The following is an 18,394-nucleotide window of genomic DNA, read 5'->3' as shown; positions in this document are numbered from 1 at the left end:
GGCTCAGCCTCCGATGACGTGACGCATGAGGAACACCGTGAGAAAGCCCGTCGTCATGAAAACGCCGGTGGCAATGAACGAGCGTGGCGACAGGCGCGCCAGCCCGCACACGCCGTGGCCGGACGTGCAGCCCCCGCCCCATACCGCGCCGAAACCGACCAGCAGCCCCGCCGCCAGCATGAGAAGGAGGTTGGAGGAGACCGTCTGCACAACCGGTGCGCCCGTCACGGCGCCGACCAGGAAGGGCGCGGCGATGAGGCCGGCAATGAAGGCCAGACGGCCGGCAAAGCCATCGTCCCGGTAGGGTGGCAGCAACCGGCTCGCAATGCCGCTGATGCCGGCAATACGCCCCTCCACCAGCAGCATCAACACCGCGCTGAGGCCGATGAGCGCGCCGCCGAGGAAGGAGGCGACGGGCGTGAAGTCGGTCAGCGGGAATCCGGTCGATGATAGCTCAGTCATGGGAACACCTCGTTTTCCGCCGCGCCGTCGCCTTCATTCGGCGCCGCGCAGAACAGACCGTGCAGGGTGGTGATGAAGGTCTCCACCCGCGGATCGGCGAGACGGTAGAACACCTGCTTGCCCTCCTTGCGCCCGGTGATCAGCCCCGCGACGCGCAGGCCGGCAAGTTGCTGCGACAGGCCGGGCTGGCGGATGCCGAGCAGATCCTCCAGTTCGCGCACCGAGCGCTCGCCGTCCACCAGCGCGCAGGCCACCAGCAGACGGTCGGGATTGGCCAGTTTCTTGAGGAAGCCGGAGGCCTCATTGACCCGCGCCTTCATCTGCGCGGCTTCGGGATTCAGCGTGTCGGGCATGGTCTCAATCCCAGGCGGCACTGTTGAGCAGATCGAGCGGGATCTTGAGATAGCGCACCCCGTTCGATTCGGGCGCGGGCAGCCGTCCGCCATTGGTGTTGACCTGCAGGGATTGCAGGATCAGCTTGGGCATGGGCAGGCTGCGGTCGCGCGCCTCGCGCAGCGCGACGAATTCCGCCTCCGTGCGGCACTGGGTGAGGTGGATGTTGTCCGCCTTCTGCGCAACCACGGTGGATTCCCAGGCCGGCGCGCGGCCATCGGGCTGGTAATCATGGCCGGTGAACAGGCGCGTGGCGTCCGGCAGCGCCAGGATGCGCTGGATCGACGCCCACAGCGCGGTCGCGCTGCCGCCGGGAAAATCCGCCCGCGCGGTGCCGCTATCGGGCATGAACAGCGTGTCGTGCACGAAGGCCGCATCGCCGATCACATAGGTGATGGAGGCCAGCGTGTGCCCGGGCGAGAACATCACGCGCGCATCGATCCCGCCCACCGTGAAGCGCTCGCCCTCCGTGAAGAGCCGGTCCCATTGCGAGCCGTCGGCGGGGAAATCCGGCCAGTTATAGAAGCCCTTCCACAATTCCTGCACGTCCTTCACGCGCTCGCCGATCGCCGTCGGCGCGCCGGTCCGGGCCTTCAGGTAGTGCGCGGCCGAGAAGTGATCGGCATGGGGGTGGGTATCGAGGATCCACTCGAGCGCGTATCCCTTGTCCGCGATGAAGGCGAGCAGGCGGTCCGCACTGGCGGTAGCGGTCTGGCCCGATTTCTCATCGAAATCATGCACCGGATCGACGATGGCGCAGCACCGCGCCACTGGATCGGCCACGACATATTGGATTGACCAGGTCCGCGGATCGAAGAACCCGGTCACTTCAGGTTTCTGGCTCATGGTGCGAAGGCCTCGCGGTGCGAGGATGTCACGAGCGCCGGTCGAGCTTGCCCGCGCCGCGCGGACAGCTCGAGACGCCGAGGATCGAATAGAGCGGGCAGTTGCCGACCAGCGCCGTGAGAAGCGGCACGAGGCCGATGAGGCCCAGCCAGCGCAGATCGCCCTCGACCACGACCAGCAGCGAGAGCAGCGCGAGACCGACGACGACGCGCAGGGCGCGGTCGGTGCGTCCGATATTGTGGTTCATGTGCTTAACCTCCAGCGGGCCGGCAGGGATCTCCCTGTCGTTCTCTTAGATAAAACGATTGCATTTTATTGCAACTATTTTTATGCAAGTATAAATACGCATCCATGACGCCCTCGCTCGACGGGCCGGCAGCCCACGAGAGATCGCCGACAGGAGGCCGCCGGTATCCGGTCACGGCGAATCCGGCGATTTCCCGGGCGCGTGAAATGGATTAGAGCCTATCGTGTGGGCTCCTTCGCCGGATGGGCTCCGGGTGGCGATATGCGCGGAAACGCGGCCGATATCGGCACGGCGGATATCGGCATGGCAGGGTTTGGCGGGTAGATAGTGGCTTCCGATCCGGCATCATCCACGCCTGAGACCGAGATGCGGTCGCTGCGGCGGCTCATTCGCGCGAGCGAGATCGGCATTGTGCTGCTGGCGGCGCTGGTCGGCATCGCCGCGGGTTTGGCGGTCGTCGTGATGAACGCGGCGACGCAGGCGATGCACGAGGTCATCTTCCGCATCCCGCTCGATGCGCATCTGTCCATCACTTCCGGCATGGCGCCGGCGCTGCTGCTGCTCGGACCAACGCTCGGCGGCCTCGTCTTCGGCGTCGGCTCCTGGCTGGCGACGCGCCGCGCGAGCGCCCCGCCGGTCGATCCGATCGAGGCCAACGCGCTCCATGGCGGGCGCATGTCGCTGAAGGACAGCGCCATCGTCGCGGTGCAGACCATGTTCTCGAGCGGCGTCGGCGCCTCGGTCGGGCTGGAAGCTGGCTATACGCAGGCCGCGAGCGGCGCGGCTTCGCGGATCGGCCAGGCGGTCCGGCTGCGGCGCGCCGATCTGCGTCTGTTGGTCGGCTGCGGCGCGGGTGCGGCCATCGGCGCCGCCTTCAACGCGCCGCTGATGGGCGCTTTCTACGGCTTCGAGCTGGTGCTCGGCACCTATGCCATTCCCGCCTTCGTGCCGATGATGACGGCGAGCTTCACGGCCTCGCTCACCCGGCAGATCCTGCAGCCCATGCCCGTGCCCGTGCTGCCGGCCCTCGATCCGCCGACACTGGGCGACTGGCCGGCGGTGCTGCTGCTCGGCCTCGTCTGCGCGCTCGTCGGCATCGCGGTCATGCGCGGCGTCACGCTGGTGGAAAGCGGCTTCCGCCGCTCGGCCCTGCCCCAAATCTTGCGGCCGGCCGCCGGTGGGCTGATCGTCGGCGCGCTGGCGCTGTGGAACCCGGCGGTGCTCTCGGCCGGCCACGGCGCGGTGTATCACTTCATCGTCTCGGGCGATTCGTTCACCGTGCTCGGGTTGCTGCTGGTCGCCAAGGTGGTGGCCTCATCGGTTTCCATCGGCTCCGGCTTTCGCGGCGGCCTGTTCTTCGCCTCGCTGCTGATGGGCGTGCTGGCCGGGCGGGCCTATGGCGCGGGGCTGGACCTGGTGCTGCCCGGCCTCGTGGCCTCGCATGCCTTCTACGCTCTCATCGGCATGAGCGCCCTGGCGGTGGCGGTGGTGGGCGGGCCGATGACGATGACGCTGCTGGCGCTGGAGATTACCGGCGACCTCAAGCTGACGCTCGCGGTGCTCGCCGCCGCCGCGACCGCCTCGCTCACCACGCGGCGGCTGTTCGGCTTCTCCTTCACCACCTGGCGCTTCCATCTGCGCGGCGAGAACATCCGCGGCGCGCATGATGTCGGCTGGCTGCGCGAACTCACCGTCGCCAGCCTGATGCGCCGCGAAGTGCCCCTTGTCGATGCCGATACTCCGCTGGCGCAGGCGTGCCGGGCCTATCCGCCGGGCTCCACCCCCTATCTCGTCGCCAGCGACAAGGGCGAGTTCTATGCCGGCATGGTCTCCACCACCGCGCTGTTCGAGGCCGAGGCCGAGAGCGATGGCACGGCCGATGCCCCCGCGACCGTGCGCGCGCTGCTGACCCATGCCGGCGAAACGCTCGCCCCCGACGCGACGTTGCGCGATGCGCTGGCCACCTTTTCACGGGCGGAGGCGGATGCTCTCGCGGTTGTCGATGCCGAGCGGCGGATTGTCGGCCTGCTGAGTGAAGCTCACGCGGTGAAGCGCTACAGCGACGAGATGGCGCGGCGGCTCGGCGAAATCACCGGCGAGCCGCTGGACTGAGCCGGCGGGCGATGCGCGAAACCTCTCGTGCCGCACGCCTCCCGCTGCGCCGGGCTTCAGCTCTGGCGGGTCTGCGGGTCCGAGCAGCGTCCGAGGCTGGAGGGCGCGCGGCGCCATTCCCGCGTCTGGCCGAGCGTTTCGACGCCGATGAAGCCGGTAATGGCCAGTCGCCCGCTGGATCTCAACTCGGCGCTCAGCCGGTAGCGCCCGCCGGAGACGGGATCGTAGACCCAGCCATTCTCGAAGCGGTCGTCATTGGGGCGCAATCCACCGATGATCGACAGCCCGCATAGGGGCCTGCTGCGCGCGTCGGCATTGGGGTTGCGCATGTCGCGCAGCGGCTGCCCGTCCATGATGGGGGTCTTGAGCCAGACGATCCTGCCGCAGACCGAGGAGCCGCAGGACATCAACTCCACCGCCGCCTGCGAATCGTCGGTCATCCACACCCCGCGAATGTCATCGGGCGTATCCGCCAAGGCCGGAGCGACGCCCCCGAGCATGACCAGCACGACGCCAAGTAGATGCCATATGCGTTTCATCGTTGCGCTCGCGTATCCGGCCCCGCGCGCCTCCGGCGCTGCGGCTTCGACCTCCTCAACCTCCGCCCGGACCGCCCCGGCATCGCGAATACCCACACGATGACCAAGGCGTGACAGAGGGTGACATTGTCGTACAAGACAGGTTTGCCGGCCACGGACCCTTTTCGTCTGGAAGCGCTCCAGAAATTGATTCTTTCGCTAACGAACTGTGTCCAAGCCGGAACAAGGGCGTTTTCGGATGGCCGGGCAGCGCCGCGCCGCGGGAGGGCGCCAAGCCACGAGCACGCGGAGCCCCCGCCCCTCGCATGAGGCCTGCGATGAGGGCGCGGAAAGGCGACGGTGGGGAGGTTCGTGAGAGGATCGAGCGGCGGCGGCCGGCGAGCCGCCGATCCAGCCGTCCGATGCTGCGCACGCGCGGGGGCGCATCCCTGCGGGAACCGGTTCGCGGCGCGGGCCAGCCGACCGGCCAATCCCGGCGGGAGCCCGACATACCGCGCGGTCGCCTGCCGGCGGTGCCACCGGCAATGCCGCAGGGCGCCGACGCCGACGGCACCGGACGAGCCGCACATTCCGCAATCGAACTCGAGGCGGTCCGGTTGCCTTTACCGGTCGCCATCGTCGCCGGAAGACCGCCGAGACGGCTCGCGGTCATGGTGCCGCGTCGCTGTCATTCCGCGTGGGCGGCACCGGCCGGCGACCGCGTGGCCCGCCCTTGACCCGCTCACCCAAACCAGGGCTGCGCGTGGAAGGGCGGCCGCGCGAAGGCTCAGAGGCTCATAAGCCGCAGGCCCAGTTCCTGGGCCGTGGCGATGCCGGCGGGAATGGCGCCTGTCGTGGCCAGCCGGCTGACGGGACCCGCCTGTTCCGGCAACGCGGCCGGGACGTGGCCGGTCTTCTCGGCGGCCCGCAGGGGGATGGCGATCGGCGCTTCGCCGGCAATCTGCTGGGCGAAGCGGTTGGCGAACTCCACGCAGCGCTCGCCGACAAGGTCGCGCTGATGGTCGATCGTGATGACGTGATAGCAGTCGTCGAGCACCATCGTGTCGACCAACCCACCCAGCTTGCGCTGCAGGGTCATCATGTTCTTGAGGCTCGCCACGTCATCGATGCGGGACTGGATGACCAGCGTGCGCTGCTTGACCTGCGGCAGCATCGGCTTGAGCGCCGCCGTGAGGCGCCAGAGTTCGCGCACCGCCAGAGCCGGTGTGGAGAGCAGGCCCGCCTCGCTCGAATTGCCGGATTTCATCGCGTAGGCGATCATGGCACGGGCGCGTTCGTCCTTCAGCCCATAGGGCTCGCGCTCCTCGAAGCGGTAATAGCGGCCGAGCGGCGTCTGCATCGCGATACGCAGCAGGAAGCTGTATTTCGGGATCGACCAGCCGTCATAGGTCAGGGTCGGCGCCAGCATGACGAGGCCATGCACGCGCTTGGGCTGGCGGGCCGCCACCAGGCCCGCCAGCACGGCGCCCATGGACAGCCCACCGACCAGAATGCGCGAGCAGTGCTTTTCGAGCCGCTCGATGCCGTGCATCGCGCTCTGGTACCAGTCCTCGAACGTCGTCGCGATGAGGTCTTCCTCGGTGCCGCAATGGCCCGCCAGCTGGCAGCACAATACCGTGTGGCCGCCCGCGGCCAGCCGGCGGGCGGTATCGCGCATTTCCACCGGCGTGCCGGCGAGTCCGTGAATGAGAAGAACCCCGACCGGACCGCGCTCATAGAAAATTGTGTGATCTGTTAAACGCTTATGCACTGCCCCACCCCACCAATTCTCTTCCGGCGAGCTGACGCGCGCCGTGATCGGGAACCAGTGTTCCCGCCCCACCAGAGCCGCGCCGCAAGACGGGCGACCACTCACTTCCAATCCAGACGGCGAGGCCATCCCTCCCACCGAAATCTGGAAGGCACGTCGTCCGGCCGATGCGAATGGCGCCCATCGGCACAGTTCCTGCGGGCATCGCAAACGCCATGCACGCAGCATCACTCACGTCCGCCGGCTGCCTTCCTATTCCGTACCGCGGGGGAAGAGACGGTTACGGAATAGGAAGGCAGCCGGCAGGTCAGGCACTCAGGAGCCGTGCGCAACGCCCGCCGGCGCCAGACCCGCACTCATTCCCCCGACCAGGCTGCCGGGATCGGGCAGCGCATGTCCAACCGACACAACGCCATTCGCCTTTTCCACCGCCCGCGCCGGGACGGTATAGGGCGCCTCGCTCGCCGCGCCACGGGCGAAGCGGTTGACGAATTCCAGCACCCGCTCGCCAACCAGATGGCGCTGCTGGTCGACAGTGATGATGTGATAGCTGTCGTTCAGCACCATGGTTTCGACCAGGCCGCCCAGTTCACGCTGCAGCGTCACCATGTTGCCGAGGCTCGCCACGTCGTCCTGCCGCGCCTGGATGACCAGCGTGCGCTGGTTGATCTGCGAGAGCAGCGGCTTCAGGGCGGCGGTGAGGCGCCACAATTCGCGCAGCGAGAGCGCCGGCTTGGAGATCAGCCCCGATTCGGCCGAGTTGCCGTATTTCAGCGCGTAGGCAACCATGGCCCGCGCCCGCTCATCCTTGAGGCCGTAGGGCTCGCGCTCCTCGAAGCGGTAATAGCGACCGAGCGGCGTCTGCATCGCGATACGCAGCAGGAAGCTGTATTTGGGGATCGACCAGCCGTCATAGGTCAGGGTCGGCGCCAGCATGATGAGGCCATGCACGCGCTTGGGCTGGCGCGCGGCCACCAGCGCGGACAGAACCGCACCCATGGACAGGCCGCCGACGAGAATCTGCGAGCAATGCTTTTCCAGCCGCTCGATGCCCTTGACCGCGCTCTCGTACCAATCCTCGAAATTGGTGGCGACCAGGTCCTGCTCGGTGCCGCAATGGCCCGCCAACTGGCAGCACAGAACCGTGTGGCCACCTGCCGCGAGCCGGCGGGCCGTATCGCGCATCTCGACCGGCGTACCGGTTAGACCATGGATGAGAAGGACACCGACAGGGCCGCGCTCGTAATAGATGCTATTATCGACAACAGGATTACGCATCGAAGCCCCCCTCCCAATTCCAATACAACCTGACCAAGCCCTTGACGCTCAGCAAACTTCCGGTTTGACCGTTGCCGCCGGCCGACCGATCGCCGACCCGCGAGAAATTGGCGGCGAACCTTGCTGAACTGCTCAGGTAGTCAAGTAATCACGCGATCGGAGACAAAACGGCGCCAGGGCCCGCACCCTGTTGATGCGCCGTGTTGAATAGACAAAGATGAAGGCGCGGAACTCCGGTGCACCGATCCTGCACCCGAACTCCGAAACCCCCGTCGCGGGCAGGAACAACCCCTCCGCGCGGGTCTTCACTTCCAAAGATCAGGTGCAACAAGGAACAATCCCTCGCTTCACCTGGCGGCTCTGGAAACACGACACGCCACTCACCCATGCAGCGCCGGCGAACGGGAGCGCGCAAAGGCGCTCGTCGGCCGCACGGCGCACATCGATGACGCGGCTGCGATCACGCATTGCTGCTCTCGAATGACACGTCGAGGGACGTGGGAATGGTCGGGCGGATCTCCGCCATGATCGTCGGCAGCAGGGCCAGCGCGTCGGCGAAATTCGTGATGGCGATGTGCGGGATGCCCTCTTGCGCGCAGTACGTGGCGAGCTTGCCCTTGGCGAGCACGAAGTCGGCACGCCGGGCGAGGCAGAAATCCGACCGCCCGTCACCGATCAGCACCAGCGGATGCCGCCCGCTCGTCGCCTTGCACTTGCAGGTGCCGCTGCCGCAGCCTTCCGCGCCATTGGCGAAGGCTGCCTTCCAGCCATCCGCGCCCATCTGCAGCATGGTGTTGGCGCTCACCGGCAGGTCGAGGCCGGCGGCACGCAGCAGCGGATGGATGAACAGATCGAAACCGTCGGAGACGACCGAAACGGTGGCGCCATAGCGACGCGCGGCGGCAACGAAATCGGGGACGTCGGGATCGATGCTCAGCTTGGCGATGGCCTGCTCCAGCTCTTTCGGCGTGGCCCGGAACAGCTCCACCTCACGGGAAATGCACTCGCGCGACGTCATTTCGCCCGCGACGCACCTATCCTCGATCGCACGCCATTCCGGTGTCGCAAAAGTGTCGAACAACGAATCCGTAGCATCGGACGGGCAGATGGTGCCGTCAAAGTCCATTGCGAAATGTGGGCGAAGCGCCATATCCATGCTGTGGCCCTAATGTGAACGAGCGTATCTGAAAACGCACTCGGCAACGCTTGAAGCTCTCATCCCACACATTCTCGGCAATTTTCTCCTAGATTTCGACGGGTCCGCACGCCCGGCGGCACATATCGCCGCTTGCGTGGCTTCCGCGACACACTTTTGTGGTCGCCGCGGCTAGAATGTGGCGAAAACGGGGCGGCGCGACCGCTAACCCAGCATTCCTCAAGACGCCGCACGTTGTCTTTCCATCTTGAATGGACAATGGCGGAGGATTCCGCCACGCCGGCCCACTCCGTCGGCGCCCGCGGTGAGGACACCCTGGGTTGTAGAGGTGAGCCGGCATAGCCGGCGCGGCGCGGCGGCACCGCTTGCCACGGCGCGGCGGCTGTGGTGCCTTGAGGGCGCATCACCTCACCATGTCCGCGAGGCTCATGACCCAAGCCCCGCAATCAGCGCCCGGCGACGATCCGTCAACCCTCGTGCCGATGACGCGCGCCAGTTCGGCGCTTCCCCGCCGGCGCGGCCGGGCGCTGGTCGCGGTGATGCTCTGCAACGTGCTGGAATGGTTCGACTTCGCGATTTACGGCCTGCTGGCGATCCATATTTCCCGAGCCTTTTTCCCGCAGCACGGCGCGAATGCCGCGCTGCTCGCCACGCTCGCGGTGTTCGGCGTGAGCTTCGTGATGCGTCCGCTCGGCGGGCTCGTGCTCGGGGGCCTCGGCGATAGACGCGGGCGCAAGCCCGCGCTGCTGCTGGCGGCGAGCCTGATGGCGATGGCAACGCTGGCGATCGGCCTCATCCCCGCCTACGACCGAATCGGCGTGCTGGCGCCGATCCTGCTGCTGGTGGCCCGCATGTTCCAGGGCTTCTCGGCGGGCGGCGAATGGGGCGTGGCGAGCGCCTTCCTGCTGGAATCGGCGCCCAGAGGCCGGCGCGGCTTTGCCACCAGCTTCCTGTCCGCCACGGTGGCGCTGGGCAGCGGCCTCGCCAGCGCCGCCGCCGCGCTGCTCGGCAGCCTGCTGTCGGTCGAGGAGATGGCGGCGTGGGGCTGGCGCGTGCCCTTCCTGCTCGGTGCCGTGCTCGGCCTCCTCGCGTTGTGGCTGCGCGCGGGCATTGACGAGACCCCGGTCTATCGGCAGGCGCGGACACGCCGCACGCGGGGCTCCGGCCCGCTGCTCGACCGTGTGCGGCGGCCGGGTCTCACGGTGTTCGGCTTCACCATCCACTGGACGGTCTGCTTCTACGTCCTCGTCATCTACTTTCCGATCTTCACGCAGAAACAGGCTGGCCTCAGTCCCGCCGAGGCGGGCTGGTCGACCGCGCTCTGCACGGCGATCATCGTGCTGCTGGTGCCGCTCGTCGGGCGATTGTCGGACCGCTATGGCCGGCGCCCGTTCCTCATCGCCTCGTGCCTCGCCGTGCTGGTGCTGGTGTTGCCGGGATTCTGGAGCGTCCTCCACACCCAGAGCCTCGCGATGGCTCTTCTCGTGCAGGCCCTGTTCGGCGTTGCCATCGCGCTGTATTCGGGACCCGGGCCGGCGGTGACGGTCGAACTGTTCGATACGCTGGACCGTTCGCGCTGGTCGTCGATTTCCTATGCGCTCGCCACCGCCACGTTCGGCGGTTTCGCGCCCTTCATCGCCGTCTGGCTCACCAGCGCGCTGGATAGCCCGCTGGCGCCGGTCGCCTATGTCGTCCTCGCCAGCCTCACGAGCCTGCTCGTCATCTGGCGGCTGATGCCGGAAACCGCGCACGAACCTGTCGCGTAGCGATCCGACGGGCAAGCCCCACCCCCCGCCTATTCGTCGCGAACCCCGAGGGCTGGCATATCGAACGCGCGGACGTCCAGGGGCGGAATGTCCGGCGCGGCGACATCGAGCGCAGGAATGTCGAGCGCAGGAATGTCGAGCGCAGGAATGTCGAGCGAGGGGGGACGCCCGTAATGGGCGTGATAGGCCCGCGCGAAGCTGGAATAGCCTTCATAGCCGATGCGGCGGGCCACCTCGCTGATGGACAGCCGGCCCTCCCGCAGCATCTGCTGGGCCCGCTCCATGCGCTGAACCAGCGCATAGGCATGGGGCGTCACGCCGAAGGCGTCGCGAAAGCCGCTGGTCAGTTCATTGCGGTTAAGCCCGACGCGCTGCGCCAGTTGCTCGATGGTCGGCGGGCTGCCGAACTCGCGCCGGTAGATCTCCGCCGCCGCCTCGATCGCCCGCGCCTTCTGCCGCGGGCCGGCCGGGCGGGGCGCGCCCTGCCCGGGCATCGCGCCGAGCTGGGCGACCACGTCGCAGATGATCTCGATCGTCTTGGCGCCGACAAAGATGCCGCGCAGCGGTTCCTGATATTTGCAGGTGAGGATCTGATCCACCAGGTGCAGGCCGGTCGAGGACAGCGGCAGATGCAGCACCTCGGGCGTGCCCGTGCGCGAAAGGAAGATGGGCCGGTAGGCGGCCGGCAGGCGATCGACGTTCAGCCGGTAATGTTCCACCAGATGGCGCCGGTCGCAGATGATCAGCAGGCCACGCAGCCGGCCGCCCGCTCCCACGTCCACGACGGATTGCGGCACGTTGCTGATCTCCAGCAGATGCGGGCTGACAAGATCCATCCGCTGGCCGATCCAGCGGTGATAATTGCCGGAGACGATGGCCTGGATGCAGACGAGGTCCTGCCGGGCGATCGTCAGGCTGTAGGGCTGCCCGGCCTCGAAATTGAGCACATGCAGCAGCGTGTAATCGTCCACGCGCCGGTAATTGTGCTCCTTCACACGGAAGATGTCGTCGCCTGCGCCCAGTGCCTCGGCCCCGCGCAGGCGCTCGCCGGGGCGCAGCCCGGTGAGCACGTCGCGAAAATCGATATCCAGCTTGTGGTACTCGGACATGCCCCAATCACTTCCCGTCCACCGACCGCCCGAATCTTCGCGCACCCCGCATCGCCGGGCGTGCCGCCGCTCGACGGGTAGCCATGGCTATCGCGCATTGTCACACGCTGTATCCAGTTATCATGCCCGGCTTCGCTTTGCGCCATTCCTCTGCCAGCAAACAGGCTGACGGCGCCCGCACGGGCATCGCTCTGAAGATGCGCCACTCGATCGCCCCCATTCGCCGAACCATCCCTTGCGCCCGATCAGCTTCACACATGCCAAGAGGCGCCCCCGGCGCGGCCGACACGCCCGCCCGCCGGCTCCCTGCGCCAGGCGACGCGCTCGAACTGCATGTATAATATCAAATACAATTGCTGCATTGCGGGATAAATCGGCCCATCCTGCTAGCTATTGCAAAATACACGACAGATGCGCCTCCGATAAAATGGCGTATCATGACACGCTTTTATTCGACGCCCGTCGCATCATGACTGGGACTCCGAGAATTCCGGCTCGCTGGGTGGAATTCCGCCCTCCTTCCTCGCTCGATGAGGCGCATCATGGCTGACAAGTCGGTCGGCAAGCTCTCCCTTTTCTCGCTCACCGCCATGGTCGTCGGCTCGATGGTCGGCGCCGGCATCTTCAACCTGCCGGGCCGTTTCGCCACGGCGACGGGCCCGTTCGGCGCCATCATCGCCTGGGCGATCGCCGGCACCGGCATGTACATGCTGGCCCGCGTGTTCCAGGCGCTGGCGGAAAAGCGGCCGGACATCGATTCCGGCGTGTTCGCCTATGCCAAGGCGGGCTTCGGCGACTATATGGGCTTCCTCTCGGCCTTCGGTTACTGGCTCGGCAGTTGCCTGGGCAACGTGTTCTACTGGGTGCTGATCGGCTCGACGCTCGGCCGCTTCTTCCCGGAGCTGTTCGGCGACGGCAGCACCGCCACCGCGATCATCGTGTCGCTGGCCGGTATCTGGCTGTTCCACTTCATGATCCTGCGCGGCGTCGAGCAGGCGACCTTCGTCAACATGGTCGTCACCATCGCCAAGATCGTGCCGCTGATCGTGGCGATCCTCGCCTTCGTCTTCTTCTTCAATTATGCGCAGTTCTCCGAGAACTTCTTCGGCGGCGTGGGCATGCCGGAAAAGACCCTGCTGGCGCAGGTGCGCGACACCATGCTGATCACGGTGTTCGTGTTCCTCGGCATCGAGGGCGCCAGCGTCTATTCCCGCTTCGCCAAGAAGCGCTCGGATGTCGGCTCCGCCACCATTCTCGGCTTCGTCGCCGTGACCGGCCTGATGGTGGCCGTTACCATGCTGCCCTATGCCACGGCACCCCGCGCGGCGATCGCCGGCGTGGCAAACCCCTCGCTGGCCGGCGCGCTGGAACTCGTTGTCGGGCACTGGGGCGCGATCTTCATCTCCATCGGCGTGCTGGTCTCGGTGCTCGGCGCCTATCTCGCCTGGTCGCTGATCTGCGCGGAAGTGCTGTTCGCCGCCGCCAAGTCCAACGACATGCCCAAGCTGTTCGCGGCGCAGAACGGCAACCGCGTGCCGGCCAACGCGCTCTGGATGACCAATATCGTCGTCTCTCTGTTCGTCATTTCCACCTACTGGTCGCGCGACGCCTTCAACTTCATGCTCGACATGACCAGCGTGACGTCGCTGCTGCCCTACCTGCTGGTGGCGGGCTATGGCGTGCTGCTGGCGCGCAGCGGCGTCGGCTACGAGACGACGCCGAATGAGCGTGGGCGCGACCAGATCTTCGCCTGGATCGCCGTGATCTACACGCTGTTCATGTTCGTCGCCGCCGGCCTGAAATACGTGCTGCTGGTGGCCGTGCTGTTCGTGCCGGGCACCATCATCCTCTACGTCTGGGCCCGCCGCGAGCAGAAGGCGCGCCTGTTCACCCCCATCGAGCTGGTGATCTTCGGCGTGACCGTGGTGGCGGGTGCCATCGGCACCTACGGCCTTCTCACCGGCATCATCACACCCTGACAAGAACAAGCATCGGGAGCCTCACTATGGAAACGAAATTCGGCGTGCATTCCGAGGTCGGCCAGCTGCGCAAGGTCATGGTCTGCGCGCCCGGCCGCGCCCACCAGCGCCTGACGCCCAGCAATTGCGACCAGTTGCTGTTCGACGACGTGCTGTGGGTCGACGTCGCCAAGCGCGATCATTTCGACTTCGTCAGCAAGATGCGCGAGCGCGGCATCGACGTCGTGGAAATGCACAACCTGCTGACCGAGACCGTGGCGATCCCGGAAGCCAAGAAATGGATCCTCGACAACCAGGTGGTGCCGAACCAGATCGGCCTCGGCTTCGTCGACGAGGTCCGCTCCTATCTCGACGGCCTGCCGAACCGCCAGCTCGCCGAGACGCTGATTGGCGGCCTGTCGACCTATGAGTTCCCCGAGACCATCGGCGGGGCCACTCTCGACCTGATCCGCGACGCGGCCGGGGTGAACGAATATCTGCTGCCGCCGCTGCCGAACACGCTCTATACCCGCGACACCACCTGCTGGATCTATGGCGGCGTCACGCTCAACCCGCTCTACTGGCCGGCACGGCACGAGGAAACCATCCTCACCACCGCGATCTACAAGTTCCACCCCGACTTCGCCGGCCAGGTGAAGGTGTGGTGGGGCGACCCGACGCAGGATTGGGGCATGGCCACGCTGGAAGGCGGCGACGTGATGCCGATCGGCAAGGGCAATGTGCTCATCGGCATGAGCGAGCGCACCTCGCGCCAGGCGATCAGCCAGGCGGCAGCGGCGCTGTTCGCCCAGGGCGCGGCCGAGCGCGTCATCGTCGCGGCCATGCCGAAGCTGCGCGCGGCCATGCATCTCGACACCGTCTTCACCTTCGCCGACCGCGACTGCGTGCTGCTCTACCCCGACATCGTCGACAAGATCGAGTGCTTCTCCTACCGCCCGGACGGCAAGGGCGGGGTCGAGCTTTCCAAGGACAAGGGCCTGGTCGAGACCGTTCGCGAGGCGCTGGGCCTGAAGGAACTGCGCGTCGTCGAGACCGGCGGCAACGACTACATGCGCGAACGCACCCAGTGGGATTCCGGCGCCAACCTGGTCTGCGCCTCTCCGGGCGTGGTGTTCGCCTATGACCGCAACACCTACGCCAACACGCTGCTGCGCAAGGCCGGTATCGAGGTTATCACCATCGACGGCTCCGAGCTCGGCCGCGGCCGCGGCGGCGGCCACTGCATGACCTGCCCGATCATCCGCGACGCGGTGGACTTCTGAGGCGGAGGAAGCTCCCTCTCCCCGACGGGGAGAGGAAAAGTTCGCTGAGTGGCCGTTTCAGGAACCCCGATGACCGAACCCTCGCCGCAGAAATTCGCCCTGCCGACGCTGTCCGCCATGGTCGTGGGCTCCATGGTCGGGGCGGGCATCTTCTCGCTGCCGCAGACCTTCGGGCGCGTCACCGGCGGGCTCGGGGCAATCATCGCCTGGGGCATCGCGGGCGGGGGCATGCTGATGCTGGCCTTCGTGTTCCAGACGCTGTCGCGCCGCAAGCCGGAGCTGGACGCGGGCGTCTATGCCTATGCCAAGGCCGGCTTCGGCAATTATCTCGGTTTCCTCTCGGCGCTCGGCTACTGGACCGTGTGCTGCCTGGGCAATGTCTCGTACTGGGTGCTGATCAAGTCGACGCTGGGGGCGCTGTTCCCGGTTCTGGGTGACGGAAACACCGTGACGGCGGTGGCGATCTCCTCGGTCGGCGTGTGGGTGGTGCACTTCCTCATCCTGCGCGGCGTGCGCGAGGCAGCCTTCATCAACACGGTTGTGACGGTCGCCAAGATCATCCCGATCCTGATCTTCCTCGTCTTCGTCGGGTTCGGCTTCAAGGCCGACATCTTCGCCGTGAATTTCTACGGCGGGCCGGGGCTGGAGAGCGAAGGCCTGTTCGCGCAGGTGCGCGGCACCATGCTGGTGACGGTGTTCGTCTTCGTCGGCATCGAGGGCGCCAGCGTCTATTCGCGCTATGCACGGAAACGCTCGGATGTGGGCCTCGCCACGCTGCTCGGCTTCCTTGGCGTGCTGTGCCTGCTCGTGCTGGTGACGATGCTGTCCTATGGCGTGATGCTGCGGCCGGATCTGGCGGAACTGCGCAATCCCTCCATGGCCGGCGTGCTGGCCGCGCTGGTCGGGCCATGGGGCGCGGTATTCATCAGCCTCGGGCTCATCGTCTCCGTGCTGGGCGCCTATCTCTCCTGGTCGCTGCTGGCGGCGGAGGTGCTCTATTCCGCGGCGAAGATGGAGAGCATGCCGGCGTTTCTGGCGGCGGAGAACCGCAACAAGGTGCCGTTCGCCGCGCTGTGGCTGACCAACAGCCTGATCCAGATTTTCCTGATCCTGACGCTGTTCGCCGAACAGGCCTTCCTGCTGGCGCTCAAGCTGACGTCCTCGATGATCCTGCTGCCCTATTTCCTCGTCGCCGCCTATGCGCTGAAACTCGCGCTGCACGGCGAAACCTATGTGCGGGAGCCGAAGGGCCGCCATGTCGACCTGGTGCGCGCCAGTCTCGCCACGCTCTATGCCGCCGGACTGATCTATGCTGGCGGGCTGAAATTCCTGCTGCTGTCGCTGGTGATCTATGCGCCCGGCACGGTGCTGTTCGTCATCGCCCAGCGCGAGCGGGGCCACCGGGTGTTCTCCCCGGCGGAGGCGCTGCTCTTCGCGGTGGCGGCGGGCGGGGCCGTGCTGGCCTTCTATGGCCTCGCGACGGGGCGGATCAGCGTCTGAACCGCAAGGGGAACCGGGAGGCGCAGCGCCTCCCGGCCCGGAAGTGTCGATACCGCGTCACGCCGCGTTGAAAAGACGGCGCTCGAAGATCGCGCTGCCCTTGAGCCCGTGCAGCGCCTTGGCCGCTGCCAGCACGGCGAGATCGACCAGCGGCTCGACCAGAATGACCAGCATGTAGGCCGCGCCGAACGAGGCAATGGAGGCCGCGTTCTCCACGGTGAAACCGTGGCCGTAGAACGCCCAGAACGCCACCCACACCACGATGCCCGCCTGGTAGGTGGTGGAAAGTGCCAGCGCCTGACTGTACTTCAGTTCCACGTAGGGCGTGTTCGGCGCGATGATGCGGCCGGCCAGCGCGGTGAGCGCGAAGAGCGGCACCAGCAGCGTGGTGACGTTCATGCCGTATTGCGGCAGGTCGAACGGGGCGAAGAAGATGCCCTGGATCAGCAGTCCAAGCGCGAGGCCGATCGCCGCTGGCGCAAGGCCGAAGATCAGGAACAGGGTCGAGCCGAGGATGAGATGCACCTCGGACACGCCGACCGGATGGTGCGGCAGCACCTCGAAGAACGCGAAGACCAGCGCGGTGGTCAGCACGCTGCGGACGATGAGCGAGCCGAGCCCGCGCTCGCGCACGGCGTCGGCCGCCAGCTTGAGCGCATAGGTTCCGGCGCCCGCCGCCGTGACATAGCTGAGCCAGATCTTTCCTTCGGCCACGAGGCCGGGTTCGATATGCATAAGTCTCTCCTGTGCCGTCTCACCCGACGGCGTTTGCATGGGCCTTCCTGCAGGGCCGGTCTCCTGACTCGCGGGTCACGGCTAGCCTTCCGCCTTCCCGGCCCTCCCCTTGCGAGGCAGACCAGTGGCGCGTTGGAAGGCCGCTCGCCGCTCACAGTCGCGGGGGCGGTCGGGGCTTCGGGCGCCGTTGTCCGTGGACCAGCACCCTTCCCCATTCCCGTTTCATCCGCGCGGACCAATCCACGCGGACACCATGCAGCCCGCCCAACACGCCCGTCACAGGACCCGCTGTCAAGCCGGCATGAGGTATTTGCCTGGGGGGCGGGCCGATGTGCGCCGCTAGACCGGAGCCACGATGAGTTCGATGCCCGCCTCACTGATCCAGCCCGCGTCGGCGGGCGGGGGGGCGCGGTCCGTCACCAGAAGGTCGATATCGGTGGTGGCGCAGATGCCGACGGCGGCGCGCCGGCCGAACTTGGAACTGTCCGCCACGACCAGCGCCCGGCTCGACGCCTCGATCATGGCGCGGGCGATGCGCGCCTCGTCCAGGTCGAAATCCATGAAGGTTCCGCCGGAGTCCACCGCCGCGACGGACAGGATGGCGAGGTCCGCGCGGAACTGCCGGATGAAGGCGAGCGCCTCCGGCCCGACTGTCGCCGCGAGATCGGCGCGCAGTTCGCCGCCGGCCATGTAGACTCTGTTGCCCGCGCGGCCGACCAGATGGCGGGCAATCTCCAGCGAGTTGGTGACCACGGTAAGGTTGCGGCGGATGCCCAGCGCCTGCGCCACATAGGCGGTGGTCGAGCCGGTATCGATCAGCAGAACCTGGCCGTCCTCGACCCGCGCCGCGACCGCCGCGGCAAGCGCCCGCTTTTCCGCGGCGTGCTCGCGCAGGCGTCGCTCGAACGGGGCTTCGGCAAGCGGCGCAGCAAGCGCCGGCGCGGCACCCGCCCAGGCAACGCCGCCATGCGCGCGGGTCAGCAGGCCGGCCTCGACCAGCGCCCGCACATGCCGGCGCACCGTCTCGTCCGACACGCCGAGCGTGCCCGCCAGCGCGCGGATGCGGGCGAAGCCCTGCGCGCGCACCGCCTCAAGGATCGCCGCCTGCCAGCGCGTCGGGTGAGAAACGGTCATACGCGAACTCCCATGCGCGGGAGTTTGTGGAGTTGAGACTTTCAAATCAACAATTTTGAGGGGTTAGTGTTGATTTTCGTGGGAATGTCCGTGATCCTCATCGTCATGAGCCGAATGTGCCCGCGC

Annotated in this window: 16 protein-coding genes and 1 riboswitch; of the genes, 5 read left to right on the top strand and 11 right to left on the bottom strand. The window is 67.0% G+C overall.

The window, feature by feature from the left end; genetic code table 11:
- Positions 1 to 3: 3 nt before the first annotated feature.
- Genes QOZ99_RS03685 through QOZ99_RS03670 form a run of 4 tightly spaced genes read right to left on the bottom strand, consistent with a single transcriptional unit; the run spans position 4 to position 1,948 of the window.
- Positions 4 to 462 (bottom strand): YeeE/YedE family protein, encoded by a 459-nt coding sequence (locus tag QOZ99_RS03685; protein WP_306888574.1) that lies wholly within the window; start codon positions 460 to 462, stop codon positions 4 to 6.
- Complete coding sequence (locus QOZ99_RS03680) at positions 459 to 815, bottom strand: ArsR/SmtB family transcription factor (protein ID WP_306888573.1); 357 nt, start codon at positions 813 to 815, stop codon at positions 459 to 461. Before QOZ99_RS03680 ends, QOZ99_RS03685 begins: the two co-directional genes overlap by 4 nt.
- 4 nt (positions 816 to 819) lie before the next feature.
- A complete protein-coding gene (locus QOZ99_RS03675) occupies positions 820 to 1,701 on the bottom strand; it encodes an MBL fold metallo-hydrolase (RefSeq protein WP_306888572.1) in 882 nt (293 codons plus the stop codon).
- Positions 1,702 to 1,729: 28 nt separating this feature from the next.
- Entirely contained in the window at positions 1,730 to 1,948 is a 219-nt protein-coding gene (locus QOZ99_RS03670) for a YgaP family membrane protein (protein WP_306888571.1), read from the bottom strand.
- 366 nt (positions 1,949 to 2,314) lie between these two features.
- Here QOZ99_RS03670 and QOZ99_RS03665 point away from each other — a divergent pair, with 366 nt between their 5' ends.
- Entirely contained in the window at positions 2,315 to 4,060 is a 1,746-nt protein-coding gene (locus tag QOZ99_RS03665; RefSeq protein ID WP_306888570.1) for a chloride channel protein, read from the top strand.
- A gap of 56 nt (positions 4,061 to 4,116) precedes the next feature.
- Here the strand turns inward: QOZ99_RS03665 and QOZ99_RS03660 are convergent, their stop codons facing one another.
- From QOZ99_RS03660 to QOZ99_RS03645, 4 genes are all read right to left on the bottom strand, one after another.
- Positions 4,117 to 4,599 (bottom strand): DUF2147 domain-containing protein, encoded by a 483-nt coding sequence (locus QOZ99_RS03660; RefSeq protein WP_306888568.1) that lies wholly within the window; start codon positions 4,597 to 4,599, stop codon positions 4,117 to 4,119.
- 766 nt (positions 4,600 to 5,365) lie between these two features.
- The gene (locus tag QOZ99_RS03655; RefSeq protein WP_306888567.1) at positions 5,366 to 6,349 is read right to left on the bottom strand and encodes an alpha/beta hydrolase; all 984 of its coding nucleotides are present in this window, start codon (positions 6,347 to 6,349) and stop codon (positions 5,366 to 5,368) included.
- 315 nt (positions 6,350 to 6,664) lie between these two features.
- A complete protein-coding gene (locus QOZ99_RS03650) occupies positions 6,665 to 7,627 on the bottom strand; it encodes an alpha/beta hydrolase (RefSeq protein ID WP_306888566.1) in 963 nt (320 codons plus the stop codon).
- Positions 7,628 to 8,087: 460 nt separating this feature from the next.
- Positions 8,088 to 8,753: an HAD-IB family phosphatase gene (locus QOZ99_RS03645; protein WP_306888967.1), complete on the bottom strand. Its 666-nt coding sequence runs from the start codon at positions 8,751 to 8,753 to the stop codon at positions 8,088 to 8,090.
- Between the two features lie 458 nt (positions 8,754 to 9,211).
- Here QOZ99_RS03645 and QOZ99_RS03640 point away from each other — a divergent pair, with 458 nt between their 5' ends.
- Positions 9,212 to 10,549 (top strand): MFS transporter, encoded by a 1,338-nt coding sequence (locus tag QOZ99_RS03640; RefSeq protein ID WP_306888564.1) that lies wholly within the window; start codon positions 9,212 to 9,214, stop codon positions 10,547 to 10,549.
- A gap of 29 nt (positions 10,550 to 10,578) precedes the next feature.
- Here the strand turns inward: QOZ99_RS03640 and QOZ99_RS03635 are convergent, their stop codons facing one another.
- Positions 10,579 to 11,658 carry a helix-turn-helix transcriptional regulator gene (locus tag QOZ99_RS03635; protein WP_306888563.1) on the bottom strand — a complete coding sequence of 360 codons (1,080 nt, stop codon included), beginning with the start codon at positions 11,656 to 11,658 and terminating at the stop codon, positions 10,579 to 10,581.
- 542 nt (positions 11,659 to 12,200) lie between these two features.
- On the opposite strand from QOZ99_RS03635, the gene QOZ99_RS03630 reads away from it, so the two are divergent.
- From QOZ99_RS03630 to QOZ99_RS03620, 3 genes are all read left to right on the top strand, one after another.
- A complete protein-coding gene (locus QOZ99_RS03630; RefSeq protein ID WP_306888562.1) occupies positions 12,201 to 13,637 on the top strand; it encodes a basic amino acid/polyamine antiporter in 1,437 nt (478 codons plus the stop codon).
- A 26-nt stretch (positions 13,638 to 13,663) separates the two neighbouring features.
- Positions 13,664 to 14,899 carry an arginine deiminase gene (locus QOZ99_RS03625; protein ID WP_306888561.1) on the top strand — a complete coding sequence of 412 codons (1,236 nt, stop codon included), beginning with the start codon at positions 13,664 to 13,666 and terminating at the stop codon, positions 14,897 to 14,899.
- A gap of 69 nt (positions 14,900 to 14,968) precedes the next feature.
- Positions 14,969 to 16,399, top strand: a complete 1,431-nt coding sequence (locus QOZ99_RS03620) for a basic amino acid/polyamine antiporter (protein ID WP_306888560.1) — start codon at positions 14,969 to 14,971, stop codon at positions 16,397 to 16,399.
- 57 nt (positions 16,400 to 16,456) lie between these two features.
- On the opposite strand, the gene QOZ99_RS03615 is transcribed toward QOZ99_RS03620, so the two are convergent.
- Entirely contained in the window at positions 16,457 to 17,134 is a 678-nt protein-coding gene (locus QOZ99_RS03615) for an energy-coupling factor ABC transporter permease (protein ID WP_306888559.1), read from the bottom strand.
- Positions 17,135 to 17,170: 36 nt separating this feature from the next.
- A riboswitch (cobalamin riboswitch) is annotated at positions 17,171 to 17,405 on the bottom strand.
- 68 nt (positions 17,406 to 17,473) lie between these two features.
- Complete coding sequence (locus QOZ99_RS03610) at positions 17,474 to 18,268, bottom strand: DeoR/GlpR family DNA-binding transcription regulator (RefSeq protein ID WP_306888558.1); 795 nt, start codon at positions 18,266 to 18,268, stop codon at positions 17,474 to 17,476.
- Positions 18,269 to 18,394: the final 126 nt, after the last annotated feature.

Source organism: Ancylobacter amanitiformis (genome assembly GCF_030814815.1).
Lineage (GTDB): Bacteria > Pseudomonadota > Alphaproteobacteria > Rhizobiales > Xanthobacteraceae > Ancylobacter > Ancylobacter amanitiformis.
The sequence above is the reverse complement of the archived record's forward strand: the minus strand, read 5'-3'. Positions and strand labels throughout refer to the sequence as shown.